This is a genomic window from Paenibacillus sp. tmac-D7 (genome assembly GCF_006519665.1).
Lineage (GTDB): Bacteria > Bacillota > Bacilli > Paenibacillales > NBRC-103111 > Paenibacillus_G > Paenibacillus_G validus.
The window spans coordinates 41,976-65,158 of sequence record NZ_VIDW01000017.1; the positions used below are offsets into that span (position 1 = coordinate 41,976).

General features: G+C 54.7%; 27 protein-coding genes and 1 tRNA gene. All 28 read left to right on the forward strand.

What is annotated here, in order from left to right:
* The first annotated feature begins 70 nt into the window (after nucleotides 1-70).
* The 28 genes from FKP33_RS13690 to FKP33_RS13820 all read left to right on the forward strand — a co-directional run bounded on the left by FKP33_RS13690 (nucleotide 71) and on the right by FKP33_RS13820 (nucleotide 23,171).
* Nucleotides 71-343: an HU family DNA-binding protein gene (locus FKP33_RS13690; RefSeq protein WP_054797290.1), complete on the forward strand. Its 273-nt coding sequence runs from the start codon at nucleotides 71-73 to the stop codon at nucleotides 341-343.
* A 219-nt stretch (nucleotides 344-562) separates the two neighbouring features.
* A tRNA-Pro gene (locus tag FKP33_RS13695) sits at nucleotides 563-636 on the forward strand.
* A gap of 163 nt (nucleotides 637-799) precedes the next feature.
* Entirely contained in the window at nucleotides 800-1,729 is a 930-nt protein-coding gene (locus FKP33_RS13700) for a phosphatase PAP2 family protein (RefSeq protein WP_054799576.1), read from the forward strand.
* Nucleotides 1,730-1,832: 103 nt separating this feature from the next.
* Entirely contained in the window at nucleotides 1,833-2,054 is a 222-nt protein-coding gene (gene mtrB / locus FKP33_RS13705; protein ID WP_054799575.1) for a trp RNA-binding attenuation protein MtrB, read from the forward strand.
* Nucleotides 2,055-2,210: 156 nt separating this feature from the next.
* Nucleotides 2,211-2,729, forward strand: a complete 519-nt coding sequence (locus tag FKP33_RS13710) for a hypothetical protein (protein WP_127607998.1) — start codon at nucleotides 2,211-2,213, stop codon at nucleotides 2,727-2,729.
* 107 nt (nucleotides 2,730-2,836) lie between these two features.
* Nucleotides 2,837-3,700 carry a heptaprenyl diphosphate synthase component 1 gene (locus FKP33_RS13715; RefSeq protein ID WP_127607957.1) on the forward strand — a complete coding sequence of 288 codons (864 nt, stop codon included), beginning with the start codon at nucleotides 2,837-2,839 and terminating at the stop codon, nucleotides 3,698-3,700.
* 10 nt (nucleotides 3,701-3,710) lie between these two features.
* Nucleotides 3,711-4,445 (forward strand): demethylmenaquinone methyltransferase, encoded by a 735-nt coding sequence (locus tag FKP33_RS13720; protein WP_141335472.1) that lies wholly within the window; start codon nucleotides 3,711-3,713, stop codon nucleotides 4,443-4,445.
* A 5-nt stretch (nucleotides 4,446-4,450) separates the two neighbouring features.
* Nucleotides 4,451-5,323 carry a UbiA-like polyprenyltransferase gene (locus FKP33_RS13725; RefSeq protein ID WP_127607959.1) on the forward strand — a complete coding sequence of 291 codons (873 nt, stop codon included), beginning with the start codon at nucleotides 4,451-4,453 and terminating at the stop codon, nucleotides 5,321-5,323.
* Nucleotides 5,320-5,952, forward strand: a complete 633-nt coding sequence (locus FKP33_RS13730; protein WP_054799574.1) for a UbiX family flavin prenyltransferase — start codon at nucleotides 5,320-5,322, stop codon at nucleotides 5,950-5,952. The genes FKP33_RS13725 and FKP33_RS13730 overlap by 4 nt, the downstream gene beginning before the upstream one ends.
* Complete coding sequence (locus tag FKP33_RS13735; RefSeq protein WP_141335474.1) at nucleotides 5,912-6,775, forward strand: menaquinone biosynthesis protein; 864 nt, start codon at nucleotides 5,912-5,914, stop codon at nucleotides 6,773-6,775. Before FKP33_RS13730 ends, FKP33_RS13735 begins: the two co-directional genes overlap by 41 nt.
* On the forward strand, nucleotides 6,772-7,746 hold the full coding sequence (locus FKP33_RS13740; RefSeq protein WP_141335476.1) for a polyprenyl synthetase family protein: 975 nt from the start codon (nucleotides 6,772-6,774) through the stop codon (nucleotides 7,744-7,746). The genes FKP33_RS13735 and FKP33_RS13740 overlap by 4 nt, the downstream gene beginning before the upstream one ends.
* 69 nt (nucleotides 7,747-7,815) lie before the next feature.
* Nucleotides 7,816-8,259: a nucleoside-diphosphate kinase gene (ndk, locus tag FKP33_RS13745; protein ID WP_054797271.1), complete on the forward strand. Its 444-nt coding sequence runs from the start codon at nucleotides 7,816-7,818 to the stop codon at nucleotides 8,257-8,259.
* 21 nt (nucleotides 8,260-8,280) lie between these two features.
* Nucleotides 8,281-9,057 carry a CheR family methyltransferase gene (locus tag FKP33_RS13750; RefSeq protein WP_127607962.1) on the forward strand — a complete coding sequence of 259 codons (777 nt, stop codon included), beginning with the start codon at nucleotides 8,281-8,283 and terminating at the stop codon, nucleotides 9,055-9,057.
* 90 nt (nucleotides 9,058-9,147) lie between these two features.
* Entirely contained in the window at nucleotides 9,148-9,312 is a 165-nt protein-coding gene (locus FKP33_RS27190; RefSeq protein WP_164751817.1) for a hypothetical protein, read from the forward strand.
* A 200-nt stretch (nucleotides 9,313-9,512) separates the two neighbouring features.
* Nucleotides 9,513-10,676: a chorismate synthase gene (gene aroC, locus FKP33_RS13755; protein WP_054797289.1), complete on the forward strand. Its 1,164-nt coding sequence runs from the start codon at nucleotides 9,513-9,515 to the stop codon at nucleotides 10,674-10,676.
* A 16-nt stretch (nucleotides 10,677-10,692) separates the two neighbouring features.
* Entirely contained in the window at nucleotides 10,693-11,790 is a 1,098-nt protein-coding gene (gene aroB, locus FKP33_RS13760; RefSeq protein ID WP_054797270.1) for a 3-dehydroquinate synthase, read from the forward strand.
* Nucleotides 11,791-11,794: 4 nt separating this feature from the next.
* Nucleotides 11,795-12,172: a chorismate mutase gene (gene aroH, locus FKP33_RS13765; RefSeq protein ID WP_127607964.1), complete on the forward strand. Its 378-nt coding sequence runs from the start codon at nucleotides 11,795-11,797 to the stop codon at nucleotides 12,170-12,172.
* 331 nt (nucleotides 12,173-12,503) lie between these two features.
* On the forward strand, nucleotides 12,504-14,045 hold the full coding sequence (trpE, locus tag FKP33_RS13770) for an anthranilate synthase component I (RefSeq protein ID WP_054797268.1): 1,542 nt from the start codon (nucleotides 12,504-12,506) through the stop codon (nucleotides 14,043-14,045).
* A 32-nt stretch (nucleotides 14,046-14,077) separates the two neighbouring features.
* Nucleotides 14,078-15,121, forward strand: a complete 1,044-nt coding sequence (gene trpD, locus FKP33_RS13775) for an anthranilate phosphoribosyltransferase (RefSeq protein WP_054797267.1) — start codon at nucleotides 14,078-14,080, stop codon at nucleotides 15,119-15,121.
* Nucleotides 15,111-15,920 carry an indole-3-glycerol phosphate synthase TrpC gene (gene trpC, locus FKP33_RS13780; protein ID WP_141335477.1) on the forward strand — a complete coding sequence of 270 codons (810 nt, stop codon included), beginning with the start codon at nucleotides 15,111-15,113 and terminating at the stop codon, nucleotides 15,918-15,920. The genes trpD and trpC overlap by 11 nt, the downstream gene beginning before the upstream one ends.
* Before the next feature lie 7 nt (nucleotides 15,921-15,927).
* The gene (locus tag FKP33_RS13785; RefSeq protein WP_141335479.1) at nucleotides 15,928-16,635 is read left to right on the forward strand and encodes a phosphoribosylanthranilate isomerase; all 708 of its coding nucleotides are present in this window, start codon (nucleotides 15,928-15,930) and stop codon (nucleotides 16,633-16,635) included.
* The gene (trpB, locus tag FKP33_RS13790) at nucleotides 16,628-17,833 is read left to right on the forward strand and encodes a tryptophan synthase subunit beta (RefSeq protein WP_141335481.1); all 1,206 of its coding nucleotides are present in this window, start codon (nucleotides 16,628-16,630) and stop codon (nucleotides 17,831-17,833) included. Before FKP33_RS13785 ends, trpB begins: the two co-directional genes overlap by 8 nt.
* Nucleotides 17,820-18,629 carry a tryptophan synthase subunit alpha gene (gene trpA, locus FKP33_RS13795; protein ID WP_127607968.1) on the forward strand — a complete coding sequence of 270 codons (810 nt, stop codon included), beginning with the start codon at nucleotides 17,820-17,822 and terminating at the stop codon, nucleotides 18,627-18,629. Before trpB ends, trpA begins: the two co-directional genes overlap by 14 nt.
* Nucleotides 18,630-18,768: 139 nt before the next feature.
* Complete coding sequence (hisC, locus tag FKP33_RS13800; RefSeq protein ID WP_054797288.1) at nucleotides 18,769-19,869, forward strand: histidinol-phosphate transaminase; 1,101 nt, start codon at nucleotides 18,769-18,771, stop codon at nucleotides 19,867-19,869.
* Nucleotides 19,866-20,954 carry a prephenate dehydrogenase gene (locus FKP33_RS13805; RefSeq protein ID WP_054799571.1) on the forward strand — a complete coding sequence of 363 codons (1,089 nt, stop codon included), beginning with the start codon at nucleotides 19,866-19,868 and terminating at the stop codon, nucleotides 20,952-20,954. The genes hisC and FKP33_RS13805 overlap by 4 nt, the downstream gene beginning before the upstream one ends.
* A 389-nt stretch (nucleotides 20,955-21,343) precedes the next feature.
* Nucleotides 21,344-21,937 (forward strand): RNA polymerase sigma factor, encoded by a 594-nt coding sequence (locus FKP33_RS13810; protein ID WP_141335482.1) that lies wholly within the window; start codon nucleotides 21,344-21,346, stop codon nucleotides 21,935-21,937.
* On the forward strand, nucleotides 21,934-22,563 hold the full coding sequence (locus FKP33_RS13815; protein ID WP_054797754.1) for an anti-sigma factor: 630 nt from the start codon (nucleotides 21,934-21,936) through the stop codon (nucleotides 22,561-22,563). The genes FKP33_RS13810 and FKP33_RS13815 overlap by 4 nt, the downstream gene beginning before the upstream one ends.
* Before the next feature lie 17 nt (nucleotides 22,564-22,580).
* On the forward strand, nucleotides 22,581-23,171 hold the full coding sequence (locus FKP33_RS13820; RefSeq protein ID WP_141335484.1) for a histidine phosphatase family protein: 591 nt from the start codon (nucleotides 22,581-22,583) through the stop codon (nucleotides 23,169-23,171).
* Nucleotides 23,172-23,183: the final 12 nt, after the last annotated feature.

Here is a 23,183-nt window from a genome sequence, read left to right on the forward strand (position 1 = left end):
TATTTTTCGGGTAAACGGTTAACAAAGGAAATAAAGGATGATCGCTTATTTTTGGGGGGAGGTGAATCGCATGAATAAATCCGATTTGATCAATAAAGTGTCTGAATCCAGCGAGTTGTCCAAGAAGGACGCTACCAAAGCTGTTGAAGCGGTATTCGAAGCTATCTCCGAAGCGCTGCAAAACGGTGACAAAGTACAGCTCGTAGGTTTCGGCAACTTCGAAGTTCGTGAGCGTTCCGCCCGTAAAGGCCGCAACCCGCAAACCGGTGAAGAAATCGATATTCCTTCGAGCAAAATCCCGGCATTCAAGCCAGGCAAGGCGCTTCGTGACGGTATTCAATAAGAGTTCCGGACGAAAGCTTGCGTCTTCTACATAAGACGACCCTCAGTCATCATCGTAACACAATGCCCGAGGCGTTTGAATCGAATCGATTCGAGCGCCTTTTTGCTGAAAATCGGCGAACAACGGGACCGCCTGAATCGATGGTAAAGTGTTGCAAGAATGGCTATGGTCATAGTATAATCGTGATGCACGAGTGGAACGTGCGTGCTGTGTGTAGAACGGGGTATGGCGCAGTCCGGTAGCGCGCACCCTTGGGGTGGGTGAGGCCGTGGGTTCGAATCCCGCTACTCCGATAAAGCAAGCGAAAGAAGACCGCCAGCTTTGACGTATGAGCGCATACGCCGGGGCTGGCGGTCTTCTTTAACTGTTTTTTATGATGCAATAATTTGATGACGCATTCCCGCAGCAGATTTGCTATACTGATCTGGATTTGTTCACGGAAAAGGGGTTATAGAGTTGAAAGAGACGAATCTATGGACAAGATGGCTCCGGTCCAACGATTGGACGATGTACGGGATATTAGCTTCCATCTTTCTTGTCTGGCGGATCGGTGTCGTCGGCAATTGGACCACGGAATGCTGGATCCTGCTTCTCATTTGTTTGATGGGGGTGCGCAAAGACCAAATCGATGTCGATTGGAAACGATTTTTCGTGATCGGCATTCCGCTGCTTGGCATCTTATATTACTTTTACGGCTCCGGAAACGGATTGTGGTGGAAAATCGCCAACTGGATGTTCGAGAATAACCGTCATCCCTGGAATTGGGACGACGAGATGAACGCGATACCGCTGAACAGCGGAGGCTGGGCCCGCACGTTCACCCATCCGTTGTTGGATCGGGCGATGGTATGGGTTTATAATTACGGGTTTGTGCTGTCGCTATGGATCTGCATCGTTCGCAGCTACTGGACCAAGAGCGTGAAGAAGATGATGTCGTACGCATTATCGGGCCATCTGCTGCAGTTCCCGCTGATCCTGCCGTTCTACAACCTGATCTTGCTTCGCGAGGTATGGTGGGTGAAGGGACAACCGGATTTGCTGGGCCGCCAGTTCGCAACCGAAAACGATCTGCTGGTCAATGTTATGAACTGCTTTCCGAGCATGCACACATCGATCTCGTTTGCGATGCTCCTGCTTGCGCTTCGGGAGAAGGATCGCATCTTCAAATATATGATGGTGACGTACTGCTCCGCCATCATCTTCTCGACGATGTACCTGCAAATTCATTGGGTGCTTGACGTTCTCGCCGGGATGGCGTTTGCTTACGGCACCGTGAAGCTGGCCGACTTCTTCATCAAGCTCGCGATTAAGCTCGTGCCGGAGCGAATCAAGCGATCTTACAACCGTAAAGCCAAAGCGTACGTGAGCGAGTCCGCAGCCGCCTGATCGGGCGGTTCTCATAGCGGGCCGCGGACAACGGCGGTTGACAGCGCCGCTTTTTTTTTGCATGATTAAACTTATCTATAGTGGGGCTGAAGGAGCGTGCGGGATGGAAACGAACCAAAACGACTATTTCATCGTGAAAGCGAAAGAGAACGGTGTGCAGGTGATCGGGTTGACACGCGGGCAGGATACCCGGTTTCATCATACGGAAAAGCTGGACAAAGGCGAGGTGATGATCGCCCAATTTACCGATCATACGTCAGCCGTCAAGATCCGCGGCAAGGCGGTCGTTCTCACGAAATACGGCACGATCGACACGCAGGAATAATTTTTCTTCGAAGGCGCAGGCATAGCCTGCTTTTTTTCGTTGTACAATGATAACAGACAGGCCATGAGTCAAGCGGCAGCTGGACTCCGTTGTAAGCGTCCTATAGGCGCGCAGCGTCAGCCGGTCGTCTACCTTCCTAAGGAGGAACGAGCCGTGATGAAATGGATCCCCCGTTTTGTTATGATGACTATCGTTGCTGCAGCTGTTGCCGTCGGTTTATCATACGTCATGAAGCTGGACGAAAGCGCTGGCGTATTTCGTACGGAGAAACCGGTGAACGTCTCGGAGTCGAATATCGTAGATGTCGTCGCCAAGATGCCGCTGCACTTACGTATTCGGCGTGTTGAAGTGAGCCACAGCATCGTATCGATCGATCTGCTCGCCGTGAAGTCGACGGCTTCCGCCGATTTGATGCAGGATTTATATGAAATTCCAAGAACAATGTTCTCGGCTTCGAACAACGTCAATCAGGTGCTTGTCCGCGTCCTCGACGGATCGATAACGCAGGGAAGTCCGCAGCTGCTGGTCGCCACGGACGCGCGCCGCGATAAATGGCTGGCAGGCGAGCCGAGAATCGTCCCGAGGGGAGCCGAGGAGATTCAGTCTTATCTCGATTCGCATTACCGGATGACCTATACGCCGAAGTGGCAGGAACGCGTTTTTCAGAAGAGCTGAAGCCGTCATTTTTTCGGCCGGTTGTGAATATGCGAAACGATTCCGTTTATGCTATAATAATTTGGATTAAAGGAACTGGATTTAACGCAAGGTTCGGAGGCTTACATATGAATTCATACCGGATACCGGAAATCGCCAAACCATACATCGAGCACGACATGATCCGGCAGCATACGGATTTGCCGGTTTTTCCGGAATTGCGCGCGCGGCTGTTGTACGCATTCTTGAACAATCATAGCTCGCTTGCCGGTTACAGCGAGCTCTATACGCTAGTGACAAGTCTCGTGCAGCTAGGCTTGGACACTCACGATACGGTCAGTATCACCAACGACGACAAAGAAATAAAGTCGGCCAGGTCGCGTCAATTGAAGGTGCTGGCCGGCGACTATTTCAGCAGCCGTTTTTATTACTTGCTTTCTCACGCGGGGCATATTGATTTAATCGGCATTATCTCGCGCGCGATCTGCGAAGCGAACCGGTTAAAGATGAATTCCTACCTGCTTATGAAGCAGTTTAAATTGTCGGCCGACGATTACATCGAGCAATCGGTCGATGTGAAGACCCAGTTGTTCTTATCGTTCAAGGCTTTATTTGCCGAAGGCGTCTATCCGATGTGGGCCGATCTGCTGCGATTGTTTACGCGCTGCGAAGTGCTGCTTCAGGAAATTATTCGTTCCGAATCATCCCAGCAATACCGGGAGAGCTGGGGTTTTTGGCATGTGCTGCAATGGGGGACGAAGGAAGAGAAGAAATTGCTGCAGACGGACGAGCCGGATCCCGCGAAGCTGCGATCGATTTGGATCAAATACAAGGTGACGCCACAGCTCTATCAACTGCTGGAAGGCTGTATGAAGGAGCTGCAGGACAAACTGCAAACGGTAGAACCCGACAAGTGGGGCAAGGAATTGCAAGCGATCGGCGAGACATTCCGTTCGTTCTTGAACGCGCCTAGGGCGACACAAGAAGTTTGAGGTGACAAGGATGGAAGGCAAAACGAAAGAACAATTCGTTCATTCCGTATTTGAAAGCATTGCGCCCAAGTACGATTTGATGAACGACATCTTAAGCTTTCGCCGGCATAAGGCTTGGCGGAATTTTACGATGCGCAAGATGAACGTAAAGCCGGGAAGCACGGCGATCGACTTATGCTGCGGGACATGCGACTGGACGATCAGTCTGGCGGAAGCGAGCGGTACCGGCTCGATAGTCGGACTCGACTTCAGTCAAAATATGCTCGACGTCGGCGCGGACAAAATCAAGCGGATCGGTTTGGACAAGCAAATTCGCTTGGTTCGGGGCAATGCCATGGAGCTGCCTTTCGAGGACAATACGTTCGATTATGCGACGATCGGCTTTGCGCTGCGCAACGTACCTGATCTGGTGAAAGTGATCGAGGAGATGCGGCGGGTCGTCAAGCCGGGCGGTATGGTCGTTTCTTTGGAGCTGTCCAAGCCGACATGGCAACCGTTTAAATCGATTTATTATTTTTACTTTCAGCAGGTTCTCCCCCTGCTCGGCAAGCTGATTGCCAAGCGTTACGACCAATACAAGTGGCTGCCCGAATCGCTTATCCACTTTCCGGATCATAAGCGGCTCGCGGAAATTTTCCGCTCAACCGGGTTAACCGACGTTCAAGCCTATCCCCTTACGGGGGGAATTGCGGCTCTGCATATCGGCCTGAAACCGCAGGGGGCAGCACGATCCGAGGGAGATTGAACAACATGTGGAGAAAGACCCGAATATTTATGGATATGATCAAGATCGAGCATACGCTGTTCGCACTGCCCTTTGCATTCATGGGCGCGCTGCTCGGCTCGGTCGTGAAATTTCAGCAGCTTCCGTCGTGGGGCCAAATCGGCTGGATTTTGCTGGCGATGGTCGGAGCGCGAAGCGCTGCGATGGGATTAAACCGAGTGATCGACAAAGTGTTTGACGCACGCAACCCGCGTACGGCCATGCGGGCCATTCCGGCAGGACTGATCTCTTCGAAAGAAGCCATCATTTTTATTATTCTCTCGTTCGTCCTGTTGTTCATAGCGGCCGCACAGTTAAACCCGATTTGTATGAAGCTGCTTCCGGTTGCCGTATTCTTCCTGGTGTTTTATTCGTATACGAAGCGCTTTACGTGGGCTTGTCACTTGTTTCTGGGCATGGCGATTGCGCTGGCGCCGCTCGGGGGCTGGGTGGCGGTCACCGGTGAGATCACGCTGACGGCTATCGTCTTCTACATCGCCATCATGTTTTGGCTGGCCGGATTTGACGTGATCTACGCTTGCCAGGATACGGAGTTCGACCGGAAAGAAGGACTTCATTCGATTCCGAGCCGGTTCGGCATACCGAAAGCATTGGTTTTGGCGCGCTTGTTCCATGTCATTACCGCCGTAGGCTTGTTAAGCCTGTTTTTCTTAACCGAGCTGACATGGGTTTATTTACTCGGCGTCGTGGTTTCGTTCGGGTTATTGTTCTATGAACATTTCATTGTCAAACCGAACGATTTAACCCGCGTGAACACGGCATTCTTCACGATGAACAGCGCTTTAAGCATGGTTATGTTCGCCTTTACGTTCATTGATTTGGTGGTGCATACGGCATGAGCAAGCCTTGGGTTATCGGCATCACGGGCGCCAGCGGTGCGATTTACGGCGTACGGTTATGCCGTTTTCTGCTTTCGCAAGGGGAAACGGTGCATTTGATCGTAACCGATGCCGGTTGGCGGGTATTGAAGGAAGAACTCGGCTGGGATGCTTCGAAACGGCTGGACACGCTGAACCGGCAATTCGCGGAGCTGCCCGGAACGCTTGAATATGCGCCCAACCAGGATATCGGCGGGAAGACGGCCAGCGGTTCCTTCCTGACGAAAGGGATGGTGGTCGTCCCCTGCTCGATGGGCACCTTGGCAGGGATTGCAAGCGGAGCATCGGACAACCTGCTGGAACGGACGGCAGACGTCATGCTGAAAGAAGGGCGAAAGCTGATTCTGGTTCCTCGCGAAACGCCGCTGCATGCCATTCACTTGGAAAATATGCTGAAGCTGGCCCGCCTCGGGGTACGCATATTGCCGGCGATGCCCGCTTTTTATCAGGGCCCTCAGAGCATGGACGATATGGTCGACTTTATTGTAGGCAAAGTGCTGGACGGCATGGAGATCGAACATCAATTGTACAAAAGATGGGGTATGCCACATGACGATAAACCGCAGGCCGATCCGGATCGGCCGAATTGATTTCACGAACGTTTGGCCGTTATTTCATTATTTTCCTTTGGACGCTTTCGGGAATCAAGTGGAAGTGCTGCAGCAGGTGCCGACGCAGCTGAACCAGGCGATGGCTAGAGGTGAGATCGACATCGGCCCGATTTCGTCGTTCGCCTACGGCCAGCAGGCAGCCGATTGTTTGCTGTTTCCGGACATGTCGGTCAGCGCGTACAGCCACGTGCATTCGATCCTGCTGTTCCACCGCAAGCCGCTCGAACAGCTGGACGGCGTGACCGTTGCGCTGCCCACAACCTCGGCTTCTTCGGTGAATTTGTTGAAAATCATCCTTAAGAAGTTTTATCAAGTGGAACCCGTGTACGTGTATGAGGCTCCGATCTTGGAAACGATGATGAACATGGCCGACGCGGGCCTCTTGATCGGGGATCATGCGATTCGTTCGAGTTGGGAAGACTGCGGCTATTACGTGACCGACCTGGGAGCCGAGTGGACTCGCCTTACGGGACAATGGATGTCGTTCGCCGTGTGTGCCATCCGTAAGAAGACGGTGGAAGAACAGCCGGAACTGGTGCGTTCCATCTATGAAGCATTCCTGGAAAGCAAGCGCAAGTCGCTCGCCGACTTAACTCCGCTCGTTCGGGAAGCCCAGCTTGCGATCGGGGGCACTTCCGAGTACTGGCATCACTATTTCTCCAATCTTAGTTATGAGTTCGGACCCAAGCAGTGGGCCGGGCTGCAGCTTTACTTTCAATATGCGGCGGAGCTCGGATTTCTGGATCACGAAGTTCCGCTGCAATTATGGGAAGATACTTCGGTAGCACGGGTGACGGAATGAAACTGTTGGATTTATACGCTAAATTAAAAAAAGATATCAACGTTATTGAAAAAGAGCTGGAACGAAGTATCGACGTCGATCATCCGCTGCTGCGCGACGCATCGCTGCACTTGCTCAAAGCGGGCGGAAAGCGGATACGGCCCGTCTTCGTGCTTCTCGGCGGCAAGTTCGGCACGTACGATCTGGAACGGATCAAGCATGTCGCAGTCCCGCTTGAGCTGATTCATATGGCCTCGCTCGTCCATGACGATGTGATCGACGACGCCAGCACGCGGCGCGGTCAATTGACCGTTCGTACCAAATGGGACAACCGGATTGCGATGTACACCGGCGACTATATATTCGCCAAAGCGCTCAGCATCGTGACGAAGCTGGCCAATCCGGCTATCCATCAGATTATGTCCAAGGCGCTTGTCGAGATGAGCATCGGCGAAATGGAACAAATCCGGTTTTTCTATCACACCGAGCAGACGGTACGCGACTATTTGCTGCGCATCAAGCGGAAGACGGCCTTATTGCTGGCGATCAGCTGCCAGCTTGGCGCGATGGCTGCGGAAGCGCCCGATCGTACGGCGAAACTGTTGTACAAGTTCGGCTATTTCACCGGCATGGCCTACCAGGTGCGCGACGATCTGCTCGATTTGTGCGGCACCGAGAAAGAACTCGGCAAGCCGCCGGGCAGCGACATTAAGCAGGGCAACATTACGATCCCGGTCATTTTCGCGCTGCAAAATCCGGAGCTCCGGCCTGATCTTCTGCAGGAGTTGGCGAGAATTCAAGCTTGCGACGGTCAGACGGATGTCAGCCGTTTTCTCGATATGATTCGGCAGAGCGAAGGCATTTCACGCGCGGAAGCGCTCGCTTCGAAATATATCGATAAAGCGATCGGGGTTTTGCAGGAATTGCCCGACATTCAGGCGAAGAAGGATTTAGTCGGCATTGCGCATTTCGTAGGAAACCGCACCTATTGAAGCAAAGGACCGAAGGAAGGGCGAAGCTCCGGTAGGACGCAGCTTAACAATCGAGAGGAGAGGGTTAGGATGGAGAGAACGTTTTTGATGATCAAGCCGGACGGAATCGAGCGCGGATTGATTGGGGAAATTGTGAAGCGCTTTGAGCAAAAAGGGCTTCAACTGATAGCCGCGAAGCTGCTGCAGGTGAGCCCGGAGCAAGCGGCGACGCATTACGCGGAGCATCGCGGGAAAGACTTTTACGAACCGTTAATTCAATTCATCACGTCCGGGCCGGTGTTTGCGATGGTATGGCAGGGCGACCGCGCGATCGCGTTGTCCCGCAGCCTGATCGGCAAAACCGATGCGCTGGAAGCGGCGCCGGGCACGATTCGCGCCGATTATTCCGTACATACGCGATTAAACTTAATTCATGGCTCGGACTCTCCGGAAAGCGCGGAGCGCGAGATCGGCAACTTCTTCCGCCCGGATGAAATCGTAGCTTATACGAAAGCCGTTCAGAAGTGGATTTAAACACGAGGTGGAGTTGACGGGATGGAAGACCAAGATTTCCTTTTATTCATCAAAAAAGTGAAGGATTATACATCCATCGACTTGGCGCAGTATAAGGAAGCCCAGATGAAGCGCCGTCTCACTACCCTGCGGATGAAAAAGGGCTACCCTACGTTCGCGGCTTTCTTCGATGCTATGACGAAGGACAAGGCGTTGTTTTACGAGTTTTTGGATCGGATGACGATCAACGTGTCGGAGTTTTGGCGCAATCCGAACCGCTGGGAAGTGCTCGAGCAGCGCTTCTTGCCGGAGATGCTGAAGAAAACGCGCAGGCTGAAATGCTGGAGCGCCGCCTGCTCGACCGGCGAGGAGCCTTATACGCTGGCGATGATTCTGGATATGCAGAACGCTTTGTCGGACAGCACCGTCATCGCCACCGATATCGACGAAGGCGCGCTGGACAAAGCGAAGCAGGCGGTTTATTCCGACCGCTCGGTTCGCGACGTGCCGGCGAAATATTTGCAGCAATATTACAAACAGGACAACCTGACGTTCCATATCGTCGATTCCTTGAAACGAGGCATTAGGTTTCAAAAGGGGAATTTGCTGACCGATCCGTTCGAGACGAATTTCGATTTGATCATCTGCCGCAACGTCATGATTTATTTCACGGAAGAAGCGAAGCATTTGTTGTATCAGAAATTTGCGAACGCGCTGAAACCGGGGGGCATCTTGTTCGTCGGCAGTACGGAGCAAATTTTCAACCCGGGTCAATACGGGATGGAGTCGGCGGAAACGTTCTTTTATCGCAAAGTGTAACCCGTACGTGAATAAAGCTTTCCATTCGATCCCATACTAGGAATATAATGCGTCTGAGGCGGATTGCCTGGCGGCAGCAGGAGGGCTCGAATGGACAAGCGAAAAGTGATCACCGCCTATAGGCGGGGGATTATTACCATGCAGGAATGCGCGCAAATTCTCGGAATCGATTCGCCGCAAATTATGGGTATGGTCGACGATCCGAAAAGCAAGGAAGGCGGCCGGCCGCTTCGCAAGAAATCGGTTAACGGCTGAGAAGGCAGGACAAGCAGGCGGCATCATGCGCTGGCCCGGGGGAGATTCCTCGCAGGCGGCGCATTTTTTGTATCCGCATTTCCTTGTCAAAGGGACAAGCCTATACTATAATTAGGCAAAGGAATGGAGTACATAAAAGCGCTAAAGCGTCCGATATGCGCACTTTAGCGCTTTTTCGTGGAACGAAAGGGGAAAAGCACGTGAGATATTTAACAGCAGGAGAAACGCATGGGCCGCAGCTGACGGCTATCATTGAAGGATTTCCGAGCAACATCAATATCGATTTTGAAGCGGTCAACTTCCAATTGGCCCGCAGGCAGAAGGGGTACGGCCGCGGTCGCCGAATGCAAATCGAGAAGGATACGGCGAACATCGTCGGCGGCGTACGCCACGGCAAAACGACCGGAGCGCCGATTGCCCTTGTCGTCGAGAACAACGATTGGAAGCATTGGACGTCCGTGATGAACATAGAGCCGATCGAAGGCAACGATGAAACGAAACGCCGCGTGAACCGCCCGCGCCCGGGTCACGCCGATTTGAACGGCGGCCTGAAATACAACCAGCGCGATTTGCGCAACATCCTGGAGCGCTCCAGCGCGCGCGAAACGACGATGCGCGTGGCGGTAGGCGGGATGGCCCGCGAGCTGCTGAAGGAGTTCGGCATTAAGGTAGCCGGACAAGTGATCCGCATCGGCGAAGTCGAAGTGAAACGCCAGGAACTGCCGATTGACGAGCTGATCCGCATCACCGAGGAGTCGCCGGTTCGCGTCACCGACAAGGAAGCGGAAGCGCGGATGATCGCCGCGATCGATGCGGCCAAGAATGATGGGGACACGCTCGGCGGTGTGATCGAGTGCATCATCGAGGGAGTACCTGCCGGTCTCGGTAGCCACGTGCAATGGGACCGCAAGCTGGACGGCCGGATTGCGCAGGCTGTGCTATCGATACAAGCGTTCAAAGGCGTCGAATTCGGCATCGGCTTTAAAGCGGCCGAACGTCGGGGTTCCACGGTGCATGACGAAATCATGTTCGAGGAAGGCCGCGGCTTTTACCGCGCAACCAACCGCGCCGGAGGTTTCGAAGGCGGGATGACAACCGGCGAACCGATCGTCGTACGCGCCGTGATGAAGCCGATCTCCACGTTGTACAAGGCGCTGCAGAGTGTCGACATCGATTCGAAAGAAGCGTTCACGGCGCAGGTCGAGCGCTCGGATACGTGCGCGGTGCCGGCGGCCGGCGTGATTCTGGAGAACGTCGTCGCCTGGGAAGTGGCGAGCGCGTTCATGGAGAAATTCGGCGGTGATTCGCTGGAGGAAATCCGCAACAACTATAACAGCTACTTGGCGCAGATCAAGAGCTACTAAGCAGGTGAGTCGGAGAATGATCAGAGAGCTTACAGTGGACCTCGGAGACAGATCGTATCCGATCTATATCGGGCAAGGGCTGCTCCAAGATATTGCCGTTTATTTAACGAAACACGGGATTTCCAAAGCGTCTCCGCTGTTAGTCGTTACGGACTCTCATGTAGCCAAGCATCATTTGGCTGCGGTTCAACAACGTCTGGAGCAGGACGGCTTTCGAACGGCTGTTCATACCGTCGCTTCCGGCGAGAAGTCGAAGTCGCTGCGAGTGCTCGAAGACGTTGTGACGACTTGTCTGCAGGCGGGTTTGGACCGCAAGTCGACGATCATCGCGCTGGGCGGAGGCGTCGTCGGCGATTTGGCCGGATTTGTGGCGGCCAGTTATATGCGCGGCATTCGCTTCGTGCAAATCCCGACGACTATTCTGGCCCATGACAGCAGCGTCGGCGGTAAAGTGGCGGTCAACCATCCGCTCGCCAAAAATATTATCGGTGCGTTCCACCAGCCGGAGCTCGTATTATACGATACGACAACGTTGGGAACGCTTCCGGATCGCGACGTTCGTTCGGGTTTGTCCGAGATGATCAAGCACGGCTTGATCTGGGATGCCGAGTTTACCGCATGGTGCGAGGACAATGCCGATCGTCTCGTCGGCTTAGACCCGGAAGCGCTGCAATACGGCTTGTACAAGGGATGCAGCGTCAAAGCCGCGGTCGTGTCCCAGGACGAGCGGGAGAACGACCTGCGGGCGATTTTGAACCTTGGCCATACGATCGGACATGCGCTGGAAGCGGTAGCCGGATACAATGAGCTGCTACACGGGGAGGCGATCTCGATCGGGATGGTCGGCGCGGCCATGTTATCCGTGCGGCTCGGCAACCCCGAGTCCGTGTATACGACGACCGAGCGCATTTTCCGCAAATTCGGCTTGCCGACGCGGATTCCGGCGCATTTCGATACGGATGCCATTATGCGCGCAATGATGCACGATAAAAAGTTTAACGAAGGCAAGATGGTCTATATTGTCCCAACCGAAATCGGCAAAGTGGAAATTAACAAAAACGTATCTGCGGATCTCGTTCGAGACATCGTGGATCGCCTAAAACAGGAGGCTTGACGGCATGTTTGTACGGGGAGTTCGCGGTGCGATTACGGTGGAGCATAACGATGAGAAAGAAATTTTGTCGGCAACGAACGAGTTGCTGAATCAAATCATCCTCGAGAACGGCATCGTTCCGGATGAGATTGCCAGCGTGTTCGTCACCGTTACGCAAGACTTGACAGCTACGTTCCCGGCGCGCACGATACGTCAAATGGAAGGCTGGGAGCTTGTTCCGTTGATGTGCTCGGTGGAAATTCCGGTGGAGGGCGCCCTGCCCAAATGTATCCGCTTGATGGTGATGATCAACACGGACAAGAAACAGGATGAAGTGAAACACGTTTATTTGAAAAATGCGATGCGTTTGCGTCCGGACTTATCCAAATTGACAAAATCATAATTGAGGTAGTATAGTTGAAAGTAATCAGCCGGCGAGAGTCGCCGGGTGCAGACGAGCCGAGTAGAGTATAGCCGAGTTTAGCAGAGATGAGTCGAGTCCTAGCGTAATGAATCATGCGACCGAAGCGGAGCGCCCAGTTGCAGACAGACCTGATGAGTTTTCATTAGGCTCTTTCCTTGCTTGTTTTCGTTCGCGTACCGTGGTTCGCTTTTTATGCATCGAAACCTGCTGAATACCGCCTCTACGTTCGCGTAGAGGCTTTTTATTTTGCATCTAACGGCACAAGTTTTGTCCAAGATGAGTGGAAGACGAGTAGAGGAGAGATGAAGCGATGTACACACCGGAAGCCAAAGAGGTCATCCGTCTCGCGAAAGAGTATAACTTGATCCCTGTGGCCCGCACGTTAATGGCCGACACGGAGACGCCGATCCGCGTGTTCCAGCACTTTTACGAAGAACGGCGTTCGTTCCTTCTGGAAAGCGTGGAGGGCGGTGTGAAGTGGGCGCGTTATTCGTTCATCGGAACGGATCCGTTCATGATGATTCGTGCGAAGCACGGCGAAACGGTGATCGAAGGGCCGGAAGGGACGAAAACCGTGCAGGAGAAGCCGCTCGAAGTGCTGAAAGGCTATCTTCGCGGCTTCCGCAGCCCTTCGCTGCCGGATTTGCCGCGCTTCACCGGCGGTGCGGTCGGCTTCTTCGGTTACGATCTGCTGCAGTATTATGAGAAGCTGCCGAAGCATCGTCACGACGATATGCAGATGAACGACATCGAATTCATGTTCTGCGATCAGGTTATCGTATTCGATCACTTCAAACAACAGCTGAAGGTTATCGCCAACGTTCACGTGCCGCAGCATGGCACCGATGCCGATATTATGGCCGCGTATGAAGCGACCTGCGCGAAAATCGAGGCAACGATCGAGCGGCTTCGCCGGCCGCTGCCGGCGCTCTCGATGTCGCACCGGGCGATTCCCGACGAAGTCGAGCTTGGCGAAATCAAGTCGAACTTGACGAAGGAACAGTTCATCTCGAACGTGAACCAGGCGAAAGAATACATTCGCGCCGGCGACATTTTCCAGGTGGTGCTGTCCCAGCGGTTCGAAATCGAAACGAAAGTATCGCCTCTTCAAGTGTATCGCATTCTGCGGACGATGAATCCGTCGCCCTACATGTACGTGTTGAAAATGGACGACGAGGTGATCGTCGGCACCTCCCCCGAGCTTCTCGTCCGCGTCGAAGATGATAAGGTGGAGACGCGGCCGATTGCCGGCACGCGGCCGCGCGGCAAGACGCCGGAGCAGGACCTGGCGCTCGAACAAGAGCTGCTTGCCGACGAGAAGGAACGCGCGGAGCACTTGATGCTGGTCGATCTCGGTCGGAACGACATCGGACGCGTGTCCGAGTTCGGTTCGGTCACATGCGATACCTTCATGCAAATTGAGCGTTACTCGCACGTTATGCATATCGTTTCGAACGTTACCGGGAAAATGGCCAAGGATAAAGATTTCTACGACGCGTTCATCTCCTGCCTGCCGGCCGGTACCGTCTCCGGCGCGCCGAAGCTGCGCGCGATGGAAATCATCGCCGAGCTGGAGAATGAAGCCCGCGGAGCTTACGCCGGAGCGATCGGGTATCTTGGCTTTTCCGGCAATTTGGATACGTGCATTACGATTCGCACGATTATTTTCAAGAACGGCAAAGCTTACGTACAGACGGGTGCGGGAATCGTGTGGGATTCCGTACCGGAGAGCGAATACCAGGAGACGGTCAATAAAGCGATGGGTATGCTGAAATCGATTCGTGTGGCGGAAGCGGTATTTGCGCCGGAAGCGCGCGAGTTTGCATTGATCAATCACGATTATTACGAGTAAGGCGAGCGAAGCTGAGAGGAGCGGATACGAGGATGGAAACGGCGACATTGACGGTGCAGCAAGCGATCCAAAAGATGATCGGCTTGCAGCATTTGACGAGAGCGGAAGCGCGCGATGTGATGGACGTCATCATGGAAGGCGAAGCCACGGCGACACAGATCGGGGCGCTGCTGACCGCACTGCGGATAAAAGGCGAAACGATCGAGGAAATTGCCGGCTTTGCCGAGACGATGCGCGCCAAATCGAACCGCGTGCAAACCGGGCAGACGAATCTGCTCGATACGTGCGGGACAGGCGGGGATGGTGCCGATACGTTCAACATCTCGACGACAGCGGCGATCGTAGCGGCGGCCGGCGGCATCCGCGTAGCGAAACACGGCAATCGTGCGATGTCCAGCAAGAGCGGCAGCGCGGACGTGCTGGAGGCGCTCGGCGTCAACATTCAATTGAATCAGGAGCAGGCGGCTTTGTGCCTGGAGCGCGTCGGTATTTGCTTTATGTTCGCACAGCTTTATCACCAATCGATGAAGCATGTTGCCGGACCGCGCCGGGAGCTGGGCTTCCGTACCGTCTTCAATCTGCTCGGGCCCCTGACGAACCCGGCCGGGGCGGACCGGCAGGTGCTTGGGATATTCGACCGCGGCAAGACGGAAACGATTGCCCACGTCATGCAGGCGCTTGGCGTGAAGCGCGCTTTGGTCGTCGCCAGCCTGGACGGTCTCGATGAAATCAGCGTCTCCGACGCGACACAGGTGACCGAGTTGAAAGACGGCGACATTCGCACGTTTGAAGTGACGCCTGAAGAGCTGGGGCTGTCTCGTTATAAGATGAAAGATGTTGTCGGCGGAGACGCGAAGACGAATGCGGGCATTATCCGCGATATCGTATCCGGCAGCCGGGGCGCATGCCGGGATATCGTGCTGGCTAACGCCGGAGCTTGCTTCTATGTAACCGGCAAAGCCGACTCGCTCCGCCATGGGGTAGAGCTGGCTGCAGCGGCGATAGACAGCGGCGCGGCCAAGCTGAAGCTGGACCAACTAGTTCAATTTACGGGAGACGTGAGCCATGTTTCTTGATCGAATCGTTGCGACGAAACGCGAAGAGGTCGCTTTATTAAAGGAATCGGTAACGATCGCCGAAATGGAGAAGCAGATCGCCGGTCTGGCGCCGTGCGCCGGGTTCGAGCGCGCGTTAAGTACGGGCCGGAGACGCCCGATGGGGCTTATCGCGGAAGTGAAGAAGGCCTCGCCTTCCAAGGGGTTGATCCGCGAGGACTTCGATCCTGTCGGTTTGGCGCAAGCCTATGAAGCGGCGGGAGCGGATTGCATCTCCGTATTGACCGACGCGCCGTACTTTCAAGGCGCAAACGATTATTTGAGCCGCGTTCGGCAGGCGGTGAACGTACCGCTGCTGCGCAAGGATTTTACGATCGATCCGCTGCAAATTTACGAAGCCCGCTGCATCGGAGCGGACGCGATCTTATTGATTGCGGCCATTCTGACGACGGAGCAATTGCGCGACTTCCAGGCGATTGCCCGTTCGATCGGACTGGATGTCTTGATTGAGGTGCACGACCGCGAGGAGCTGGATCGCGTGCTGACGCTTGGGCCATCGATGGTCGGCATCAACAACCGGAACTTGCAAACGTTCGTCACCGACCTTGGGACGACGGAAGAGCTCGTTCGCTATATTCCGAGCGGTGTGACGGTCGTCAGCGAAAGCGGCATTATGCAGGCGGCCGAAATCGGCCGGCTGCAATCGGCAGGCGCCCATGCGGTGCTGGTCGGTGAATATTTCATGCGTCAGCCCGACGTAACGGAAGCGGTGCACGGCTTGATGGGCCCGCTGAGCGGCGCTGCGTTGTCCAAGGAGTGAGCGGAAGATGGCCTTGGTGAAAATATGCGGGCTGCAAACGCCGGATTTGGCTGCCGAGGTGGCCAGGCTCCCCGTCGACTACGTCGGCTTCGTGTTTGCCCGAAGCAAACGGCAGGTGAGCGCGGCGCAGGCGGGCGCGATGATCGCCGCGATGCGGGAAGCCAGCCCGGAGAGGCGCGTGAAAGCGGCCGGCGTGTTCGTCAATCCGGCGCTGGAGGAATTGGATGCCGTACTCCGGGAGGCGCCGCTTGACGTGCTGCAGCTGCACGGGCAAGAAACGCCCGACTACTGCCGCACGGTGAAGGAGCGCTACCCCGGCGTGGAAGTGATAAAGGCCTTCTCTTTGCCGCATGAAGCCGCGGCAGCGGGGGACGGACCGTCCGGGGCAGGGCCGGATGTTTCGGCGATAGCCGATCGCTTTAACCCTTATCTCGGGACGATAGACGGGATTTTGCTCGATACGCTCGATCCCTTATACGGCGGCGGTTCGGGCAAGACGTTCGCCTGGCATGTCATTCCGTCCTATCTGGCGTGGAGCCGCGAAGCAGGAATTCCGCTGCTCGTGGCCGGAGGCTTGCGGCCGGATAACGTGGGCAGCCTGCTGGACGCTTACCATCCCGACGGGGTTGACGTTTCCAGCGGGGTGGAAACCGACGGGGCCAAAGATCTGATGAAAATAAAGACGTTCGTCGAAAGGGTGAAATCGATTGTTTAACGGTCCTGATGAGCATGGCCGCTTCGGTAAATTCGGGGGACGCTACGTCCCGGAAACGCTGATGAATGCGTTGATCGAGCTGGAGCAAGCCTTCAAAACGTATACGAAGGAAGACAAGTTCAAAGAAGAGCTTCACTACTGGCTGCATCGTTATTCCGGCCGTCCGACGTCGCTTTATTATGCCGGACGCTTGTCCGAGCAGCTTGGCGGCGCCAAAATTTATTTGAAGCGCGAAGATTTGAACCATACGGGCGCGCACAAAATCAACAACGCCCTAGGACAAGGGCTGCTCGCCAAATGGATGGGCAAAACGAAAATTATCGCCGAGACGGGCGCAGGCCAGCACGGCGTCGCGACGGCAACGGTTGCCGCCTTATTCGGCTTCGAATGCAAGGTGTTTATGGGCGAAGAGGACATTAAGCGTCAGCAGCTCAACGTGTTCCGGATGAACCTGCTGGGCACTGAAGTCGTGCCCGTCACTTCGGGGACGCGCACCCTGAAGGACGCTTGCAACGAAACACTGCGTTACTGGGTAAGCCACGTTGACGATACGTACTACATATTGGGCTCGGCCACTGGACCTCATCCTTATCCGCTTATGGTGCGCGATTTCCAACGGATCATCGGAGACGAATCGCGCAAACAAATTCTTGAGCTGGAAGGACGTCTGCCGGATATGGTCATTGCCGCGGTAGGCGGAGGCAGCAACGCAATCGGTATGTTCTATCCGTTCATCGGAGATGAGAACGTGTGTTTGGTCGGCGTGGAAGCCGCCGGGCACGGGGTGGAGACGGAGAAGCATGCCGCAACGATGACGCGCGGGACGAAGGGGGTCTTCCAAGGCTCGTACAGTTATTTGCTGCAGGACGAGTATGGTCAGGTGCAGGAAGCGCATTCGATCTCCGCGGGTCTCGATTATCCGGGCATCGGTCCGGAGCATTCGCACTTGAAGGATACCGGGCGCGCCGAGTACGTACCGATTTCCGATCAGGAAGCGCTGGACGCCTTGCAGCTGCTCAGCCGTACGGAAGGCATCATCCCGGCGCTTGAGAGCGCGCACGCCATTGCCGAGACGATCAAACGCGCACCGCAGCTCGGCAAAGATCAGATCATTGTCGTAAGCTTGTCCGGACGCGGTGACAAGGACGTTGAGGCGATCATGTCCTATTTGGGAGGGAACGCGCATGAATCGCATTGACCAGAAGTTTGCCGAATTGCGTGAGAAGAAGCAGTCCGGGTTTATTCCGTTCATCTCGGTCGGCGATCCGGATTTGCGGACGTCCGTCGATATCGTCAAAACATTGGAGGAAGCGGGAGCGGCCATGGTGGAGCTGGGCGTTCCGTATTCCGATCCGCTAGCGGACGGACCTGTCATTCAACGCTCCTCGCTGCGCGCGCTGCAAGGCGGCCGCATCTCCATTCTCGACTGCATTCAGGTGGCGAAACAGGCGCGCAGCGAAGGCTGCGAGCTGCCGTTCATCTTGTTCACCTATTTTAATCCGGTATTGCAAACCGGGCTCGAACGCATATTCCCGCTGCTGCAGGAGAGCGATATCAGCGGTTTGATCATCCCCGACCTGCCGATGGAGGAGGACGAGGAGGTGCGTGCGATGGCCGCGCAGTATGGCATCCACTTGATACCGCTTGTCGCCCCGACGTCCAAAGAACGCGTACAGCGAATCGTTTCCCGCGCAAGCGGCTTCGTCTACTGCGTATCGTCGCTTGGGGTGACGGGCACGCGCACGGAGTTCCATACGGGGATCGACGAGTTCCTGAGCACGGTGAAGGCTTCGACCGATTTGCCGGTCGCCATCGGCTTCGGCATTTCGAACAACGAGCAGTTTAAGCGTTTCTCAGGGGTTTGCGACGGTATCGTCGTCGGCAGCGCGTTGGTCCGGCAGATCGAAGAGGCGCTGCCTCAGCTTACCGATCCGAACGCCAAATCGGAAGGACTCTTGCAAATTCGCAATTTCGTCAAAGCCTTGATCGAATAAACGAAACCCGATGGGCCTGCTTCGTAAACGGCAATGCCGGTGAGCCTTTATATAATGCTTAACATTTAGCCGCAGTTATGAGAGAATTGATAGGGAACTGGTCCCAGTTCGGATTATGATCGATGAGGTGACTTACGAAGTGAAGCCTAAACAAAATATTATGCATCTTCCCGTCTATCAACCGGGCAAACCGATTGACGAAGTGAAGCGGGAGCTCGGTCTGACCGAGGTCATTAAGCTCGCGTCCAACGAAAATCCGTTCGGCTGCTCGCCGAAAGCGAAGGAAGCGATTATTGCCGCCGTCGAACAAACGAGCATTTATCCCGACGGCGGAGCCGTCGAGTTGACTCAAGCGGTAGCGGCCGAGCTCGGCGTGCAGCCGAACCAAATTATTTTCGGCGCAGGCTCGGACGAAGTTATTCTGATGATCGCCCGTGCGTTCCTGACGCCGCAGGACGAGACCATTGCCGCTTTCCCTACATTCCCGCAGTACAAGCATAATGCCGAGGTGGAGGGGGCGACCGTGATCGAGGTTTCCGTCGATGCGGACGGGAAGCACGACCTCGGAGCGATGCTGGCGAAGGTGAACGAGCGTACGAAGATCGTCTGGATTTGTAATCCGAACAATCCGACAGGGACGATACTGAACGAGCAAGAAATCGTTTCGTTCTTGGATGCCGTTCCGGATCATGTGATGGTTGTGCTCGATGAAGCATACGTCGAATACACGGTAAACGGACAATTTCCGGACAGCATCGCGCTGCTGAATAAGTATAAAAACATCGTCGTGCTGCGCACGTTCTCCAAAATATTCGGCCTGGCTTCGCTGCGGATCGGATATGGCGTCGGTCACCCGGACGTCATCCGTTCCGTCAATCAAGTGCGCGAGCCGTTCAATACGACGAGTTACGCGCAGAAAGCGGCGCTGGCTGCGGTGAAAGATAAAGCGTTCATCGAATTTTGCCGTGACGCAAACGCCAAGGGCATTGCGCAGCTGACCGCTGCCTTCGATGAAATGGGCCTGCCGTATTTCGACGCGAACGGCAACTTCATTATGGTTGATGTCAAGCGTCCGGGGAATGACGTATTCCAAAGCCTTCTGCGCCAAGGTATCATTGTCCGCCATGACCCGAGCTGGGGTTATCCGACCATGATTCGGGTAACGGTAGGCAGCGAAGAACAGAACGACAAGTTTGTAGACGCGCTTAAGCTGGCGCTCCGTGAAGTGGCGGTTTCATGACGAGAATCGCCATATTCGGGGTAGGCTTGATCGGCGGCTCTTTGGCGCTTTCCTTCAAAGGGAAGCCCGGACTGCAAGTCGTGGGTCATTCCAACAACCCTGGCTCTATCGAGAAATATTTAAAACGCGAGGTTGTCGATTATGCGACGACCTCGCTGGAAGAGGCGGCGTTGGACGCCGATTTCATCTTTTTGTGCGTCCCCGTCGGCAAGCTGGAAGAATATTTGCACCGGCTTGCGAAGCTTCCGCTGAAGCCGGGCTGCATCATCACCGACGTCGGCAGCACCAAAGCGTCGGTTGCGTCATGCGCGGCCGCGCTGCAATTCAGCGGCGCCCACTTTATCGGCGGCCACCCGATGGCAGGTAAAGAAAAGTCCGGCGTCGAGGCGGCGAGCTCCCGCTTGTTCGAGAACGCATTCTACGTGCTGACGCCGGATCCTTCTACACCGGAAGCCGCCTACGATCGGCTGGCCGAGCTGCTGCAGCATACGCGCGCGCATTTGGTTAAGGTGGATCCGGTGCTGCATGACGAGATCGTCGGCGCGATCAGTCATCTGCCGCATATTATAGCGGTGGCGCTGGTCAATCAGATTGCGCGTTACAACGAATCGAACGAGCTGTACCAAATTTTGGCGGCAGGCGGATTTCGCGACATTACGCGGATCGCTTCGAGCGATCCGATCATTTGGCGCGACATTTTGCTCAATAATAAAGGAGTCGTGCTGCAGCTGCTGAAGGATTGGAACAAGGAGATCGCTGGGTTCATACGGCTCATCGAGCAGGAGGACGGGCCGGGAATCGAACGGGAGTTCCAGCGTGCGGGGGCATTCCGTAACGGGCTTCCGGAGCGGCGTAAAGGCGTTATTCATTCCTTCTACGAGATTTATGTCGACGTCCCCGACCATCCGGGCGTGATCGGTCAAATCACAACGCAGCTCGGCAGTCATCGGGTAAACCTGAGCAATATTCAAATCATTGAAAGCCGGGAAGACGTGCCGGGCGTACTGCGATTATCCTTCCGCGAGGAAGCCGATATGGACAAGGCGCTCGAGCTGTTGAAGAAAGACTACGCGGTTCACGTGTAGTCTTTTTTCTTGGCTTTTGCCATGGAACCCGAAGGTCCGGCTGGCCGGAACAACCCGTTACACCTGGGAAGGAAACGTTTTCAAAAAAACGTTGACAAAATGAAAACGGATACATATAATAAAAGTACAGTATGGTTTCTCTCCACTCCTATCCGAATAATGGCACTGTGTGCAACCGCCTGATATTCAGGCGGTCTTTTTTTATGAGAAATACTTGTTTCTGTCGATAAAGCAGGATTTTTAACTGCCGATCTCGAATGAATACGGAATAGAAGTACGAATTCTAAATTTTTTTTAAGAATCACCGCAACTTTTTGGCTCCCCGGACGGTACAAACATGTGGCGACGAAGGGAGCAGGCGGGGAATCACAAGGAGGGTCGCCGAGGGCATGACCGATTCCCAGTTGATCCGAGAAATTAAAGACGGAAACGTCGAACTATATAACGAATTGATGCGCCGCTATGAACGTAAAATATTGGCATTCATCTTTCACATGCTGAAAAGCGCGCAAATGGAGTCATTGGCAGAGGATCTTTGCAACGAAACGTTCTACAAGGCTTATCGCAGCCTGCATTCGTTTCGGGAAGTCGAGGCGACCTTCTCCACCTGGTTGTATACCATTGCACGCAATACGGTTCTAAGCGAGCTGCGTAAACATAAAAACATCAAGGTTTCGCTCGAGCAAAGCGGCTACGTTCCCCAGACGGCGGCTGAAGCGCTGCCCGAGCAAACGGTGCTGCGGAACGAAAAAGTAACGATGGTTCGAGATGCGATCAACAATTTACCTGAGAAGCAAAGATCGGCCCTTATATTGCGGGAATACGATCAGCTCGATTATCAGGAGATCGCGAATATTTTGGGGCAGACGGTCAGTTCGGTCAAGTCTTTGTTGTTTAGGGCGAGAGCTAGCGTCAAGCTCCAGTTGGAGCCATACTTTCTTGAACCGCTCTTTGAGGAGTATGAGGGGATGAATCGACGATGAAATGCGAAGACATTCAAGAGCTGTTCGGCGTGTATTGGGATTTGCACGAGGACGATCCGAAACGGCTGGCGGCGGATGCGCATATGAGGCACTGCGAATGCTGCTCTGAAGAGTATATCATATGGAAGGAAAGCACGATGCTGATCCGATCCGTTGCGGTGGAGGAATCCGCCGGAGCGAGCGAACGCACCGTCTCGTCAGCCGTTATGAGCCGGATTTTCGAAGAGGAAGGCTGGCGCACTCCGGTTAATGAACGGTTGTATCACTTTTCCGCGAAGCTTCGCCGGAATTTGACGGCAGCCATTATCGTTTGCGTGACCGTGTTTATGTTTACGTTCTGGATATCCCTGAACAACGAGCAGCATCACTACGATACAGCAGCCGCTCCGGAGTCGTCCGTGTTCGGACGCATCGGCGATCCGGTCGTAGTCGCATCCAGCCAAGCGGAGTCGTTGAATGTCCACGCGATGCCGACGGCGGTAGCCAGCCTGAAGGGGTTCAACAAACCGTTCATGTACCAGGTCGGACCGATTCATACGTTTCAGGATTATATGCTCTTTCTGTCTTTGCTCGGGTTGACGTGCACGCTGCTCATTATGAACTGGTTATCCCGGACCCGTTACTGAAAGAAGGAGTGTAATTCATGACGACCATCGGATTTATTCGTCACGGAACGACGGAATGGAACTTGGCGGGACGGATGCAGGGGCAGATGGACACGCCGCTGGCGGAGGTCGGACGGGTTCAAGCCGGGCTGCTGGGCGAACGGCTGAGAGGCGAGCCCTGGGATGGCATCGTAACCAGCGATTTAATGAGAGCAAGAGAAACGGCGGAACGAATTGCGCAAGCGACAGGTACTCCGGTGCTGGGCGTCGATGCGCGGCTGCGAGAGCGGGCTTTCGGGCAGCTCGAAGGAACGACGCTGGATGAGCGATTGGCGCGTTGGGGCGAACAATGGCGTCAGCTTGATCTTGGATTGGAGAGCGACGAGCTTTTACTGATGCGGTGGCAGTCGTTCTTGAGCGATTTGGAACGCGATCATGGCGGGAAACGGATCTTAATCGTCAGCCATGGCGGTTATATCGTACCGGTGATCGAATCGATCGGGCGACTGACGCTCGAAAGCCATCTCATGAATACGTCGTTGACGGTCATGGAACGGATTGACGACGGATGGCGGTTCCGTCTTCTTAATTGTACGGCACACCTCGCATCGCTTAAAACTAGCCCGTAAACCCGCGTAAAT

What these genes read in the sequence shown, in the direction of transcription:
- FKP33_RS13690 (WP_054797290.1), top strand. Translation starts at nt 71, where the DNA reads ATGAATAAATCCGATTTGATCAATAAAGTGTCTGAATCCAGCGAGTTG.
- mtrB (WP_054799575.1), top strand. Translation starts at nt 1,833, where the DNA reads ATGGAAACGAACCAAAACGACTATTTCATCGTGAAAGCGAAAGAGAAC.
- FKP33_RS13710 (WP_127607998.1), top strand. Translation starts at nt 2,211, where the DNA reads ATGAAATGGATCCCCCGTTTTGTTATGATGACTATCGTTGCTGCAGCT.
- FKP33_RS13715 (WP_127607957.1), top strand. Translation starts at nt 2,837, where the DNA reads ATGAATTCATACCGGATACCGGAAATCGCCAAACCATACATCGAGCAC.
- FKP33_RS13720 (WP_141335472.1), top strand. Translation starts at nt 3,711, where the DNA reads ATGGAAGGCAAAACGAAAGAACAATTCGTTCATTCCGTATTTGAAAGC.
- FKP33_RS13725 (WP_127607959.1), top strand. Translation starts at nt 4,451, where the DNA reads ATGTGGAGAAAGACCCGAATATTTATGGATATGATCAAGATCGAGCAT.
- FKP33_RS13730 (WP_054799574.1), top strand. Translation starts at nt 5,320, where the DNA reads ATGAGCAAGCCTTGGGTTATCGGCATCACGGGCGCCAGCGGTGCGATT.
- FKP33_RS13735 (WP_141335474.1), top strand. Translation starts at nt 5,912, where the DNA reads ATGACGATAAACCGCAGGCCGATCCGGATCGGCCGAATTGATTTCACG.
- FKP33_RS13740 (WP_141335476.1), top strand. Translation starts at nt 6,772, where the DNA reads ATGAAACTGTTGGATTTATACGCTAAATTAAAAAAAGATATCAACGTT.
- ndk (WP_054797271.1), top strand. Translation starts at nt 7,816, where the DNA reads ATGGAGAGAACGTTTTTGATGATCAAGCCGGACGGAATCGAGCGCGGA.
- FKP33_RS13750 (WP_127607962.1), top strand. Translation starts at nt 8,281, where the DNA reads ATGGAAGACCAAGATTTCCTTTTATTCATCAAAAAAGTGAAGGATTAT.
- FKP33_RS27190 (WP_164751817.1), top strand. Translation starts at nt 9,148, where the DNA reads ATGGACAAGCGAAAAGTGATCACCGCCTATAGGCGGGGGATTATTACC.
- aroB (WP_054797270.1), top strand. Translation starts at nt 10,693, where the DNA reads ATGATCAGAGAGCTTACAGTGGACCTCGGAGACAGATCGTATCCGATC.
- aroH (WP_127607964.1), top strand. Translation starts at nt 11,795, where the DNA reads ATGTTTGTACGGGGAGTTCGCGGTGCGATTACGGTGGAGCATAACGAT.
- trpE (WP_054797268.1), top strand. Translation starts at nt 12,504, where the DNA reads ATGTACACACCGGAAGCCAAAGAGGTCATCCGTCTCGCGAAAGAGTAT.
- trpD (WP_054797267.1), top strand. Translation starts at nt 14,078, where the DNA reads ATGGAAACGGCGACATTGACGGTGCAGCAAGCGATCCAAAAGATGATC.
- trpC (WP_141335477.1), top strand. Translation starts at nt 15,111, where the DNA reads ATGTTTCTTGATCGAATCGTTGCGACGAAACGCGAAGAGGTCGCTTTA.
- FKP33_RS13785 (WP_141335479.1), top strand. Translation starts at nt 15,928, where the DNA reads ATGGCCTTGGTGAAAATATGCGGGCTGCAAACGCCGGATTTGGCTGCC.
- trpA (WP_127607968.1), top strand. Translation starts at nt 17,820, where the DNA reads ATGAATCGCATTGACCAGAAGTTTGCCGAATTGCGTGAGAAGAAGCAG.
- FKP33_RS13805 (WP_054799571.1), top strand. Translation starts at nt 19,866, where the DNA reads ATGACGAGAATCGCCATATTCGGGGTAGGCTTGATCGGCGGCTCTTTG.
- FKP33_RS13810 (WP_141335482.1), top strand. Translation starts at nt 21,344, where the DNA reads ATGACCGATTCCCAGTTGATCCGAGAAATTAAAGACGGAAACGTCGAA.
- FKP33_RS13815 (WP_054797754.1), top strand. Translation starts at nt 21,934, where the DNA reads ATGAAATGCGAAGACATTCAAGAGCTGTTCGGCGTGTATTGGGATTTG.
- FKP33_RS13820 (WP_141335484.1), top strand. Translation starts at nt 22,581, where the DNA reads ATGACGACCATCGGATTTATTCGTCACGGAACGACGGAATGGAACTTG.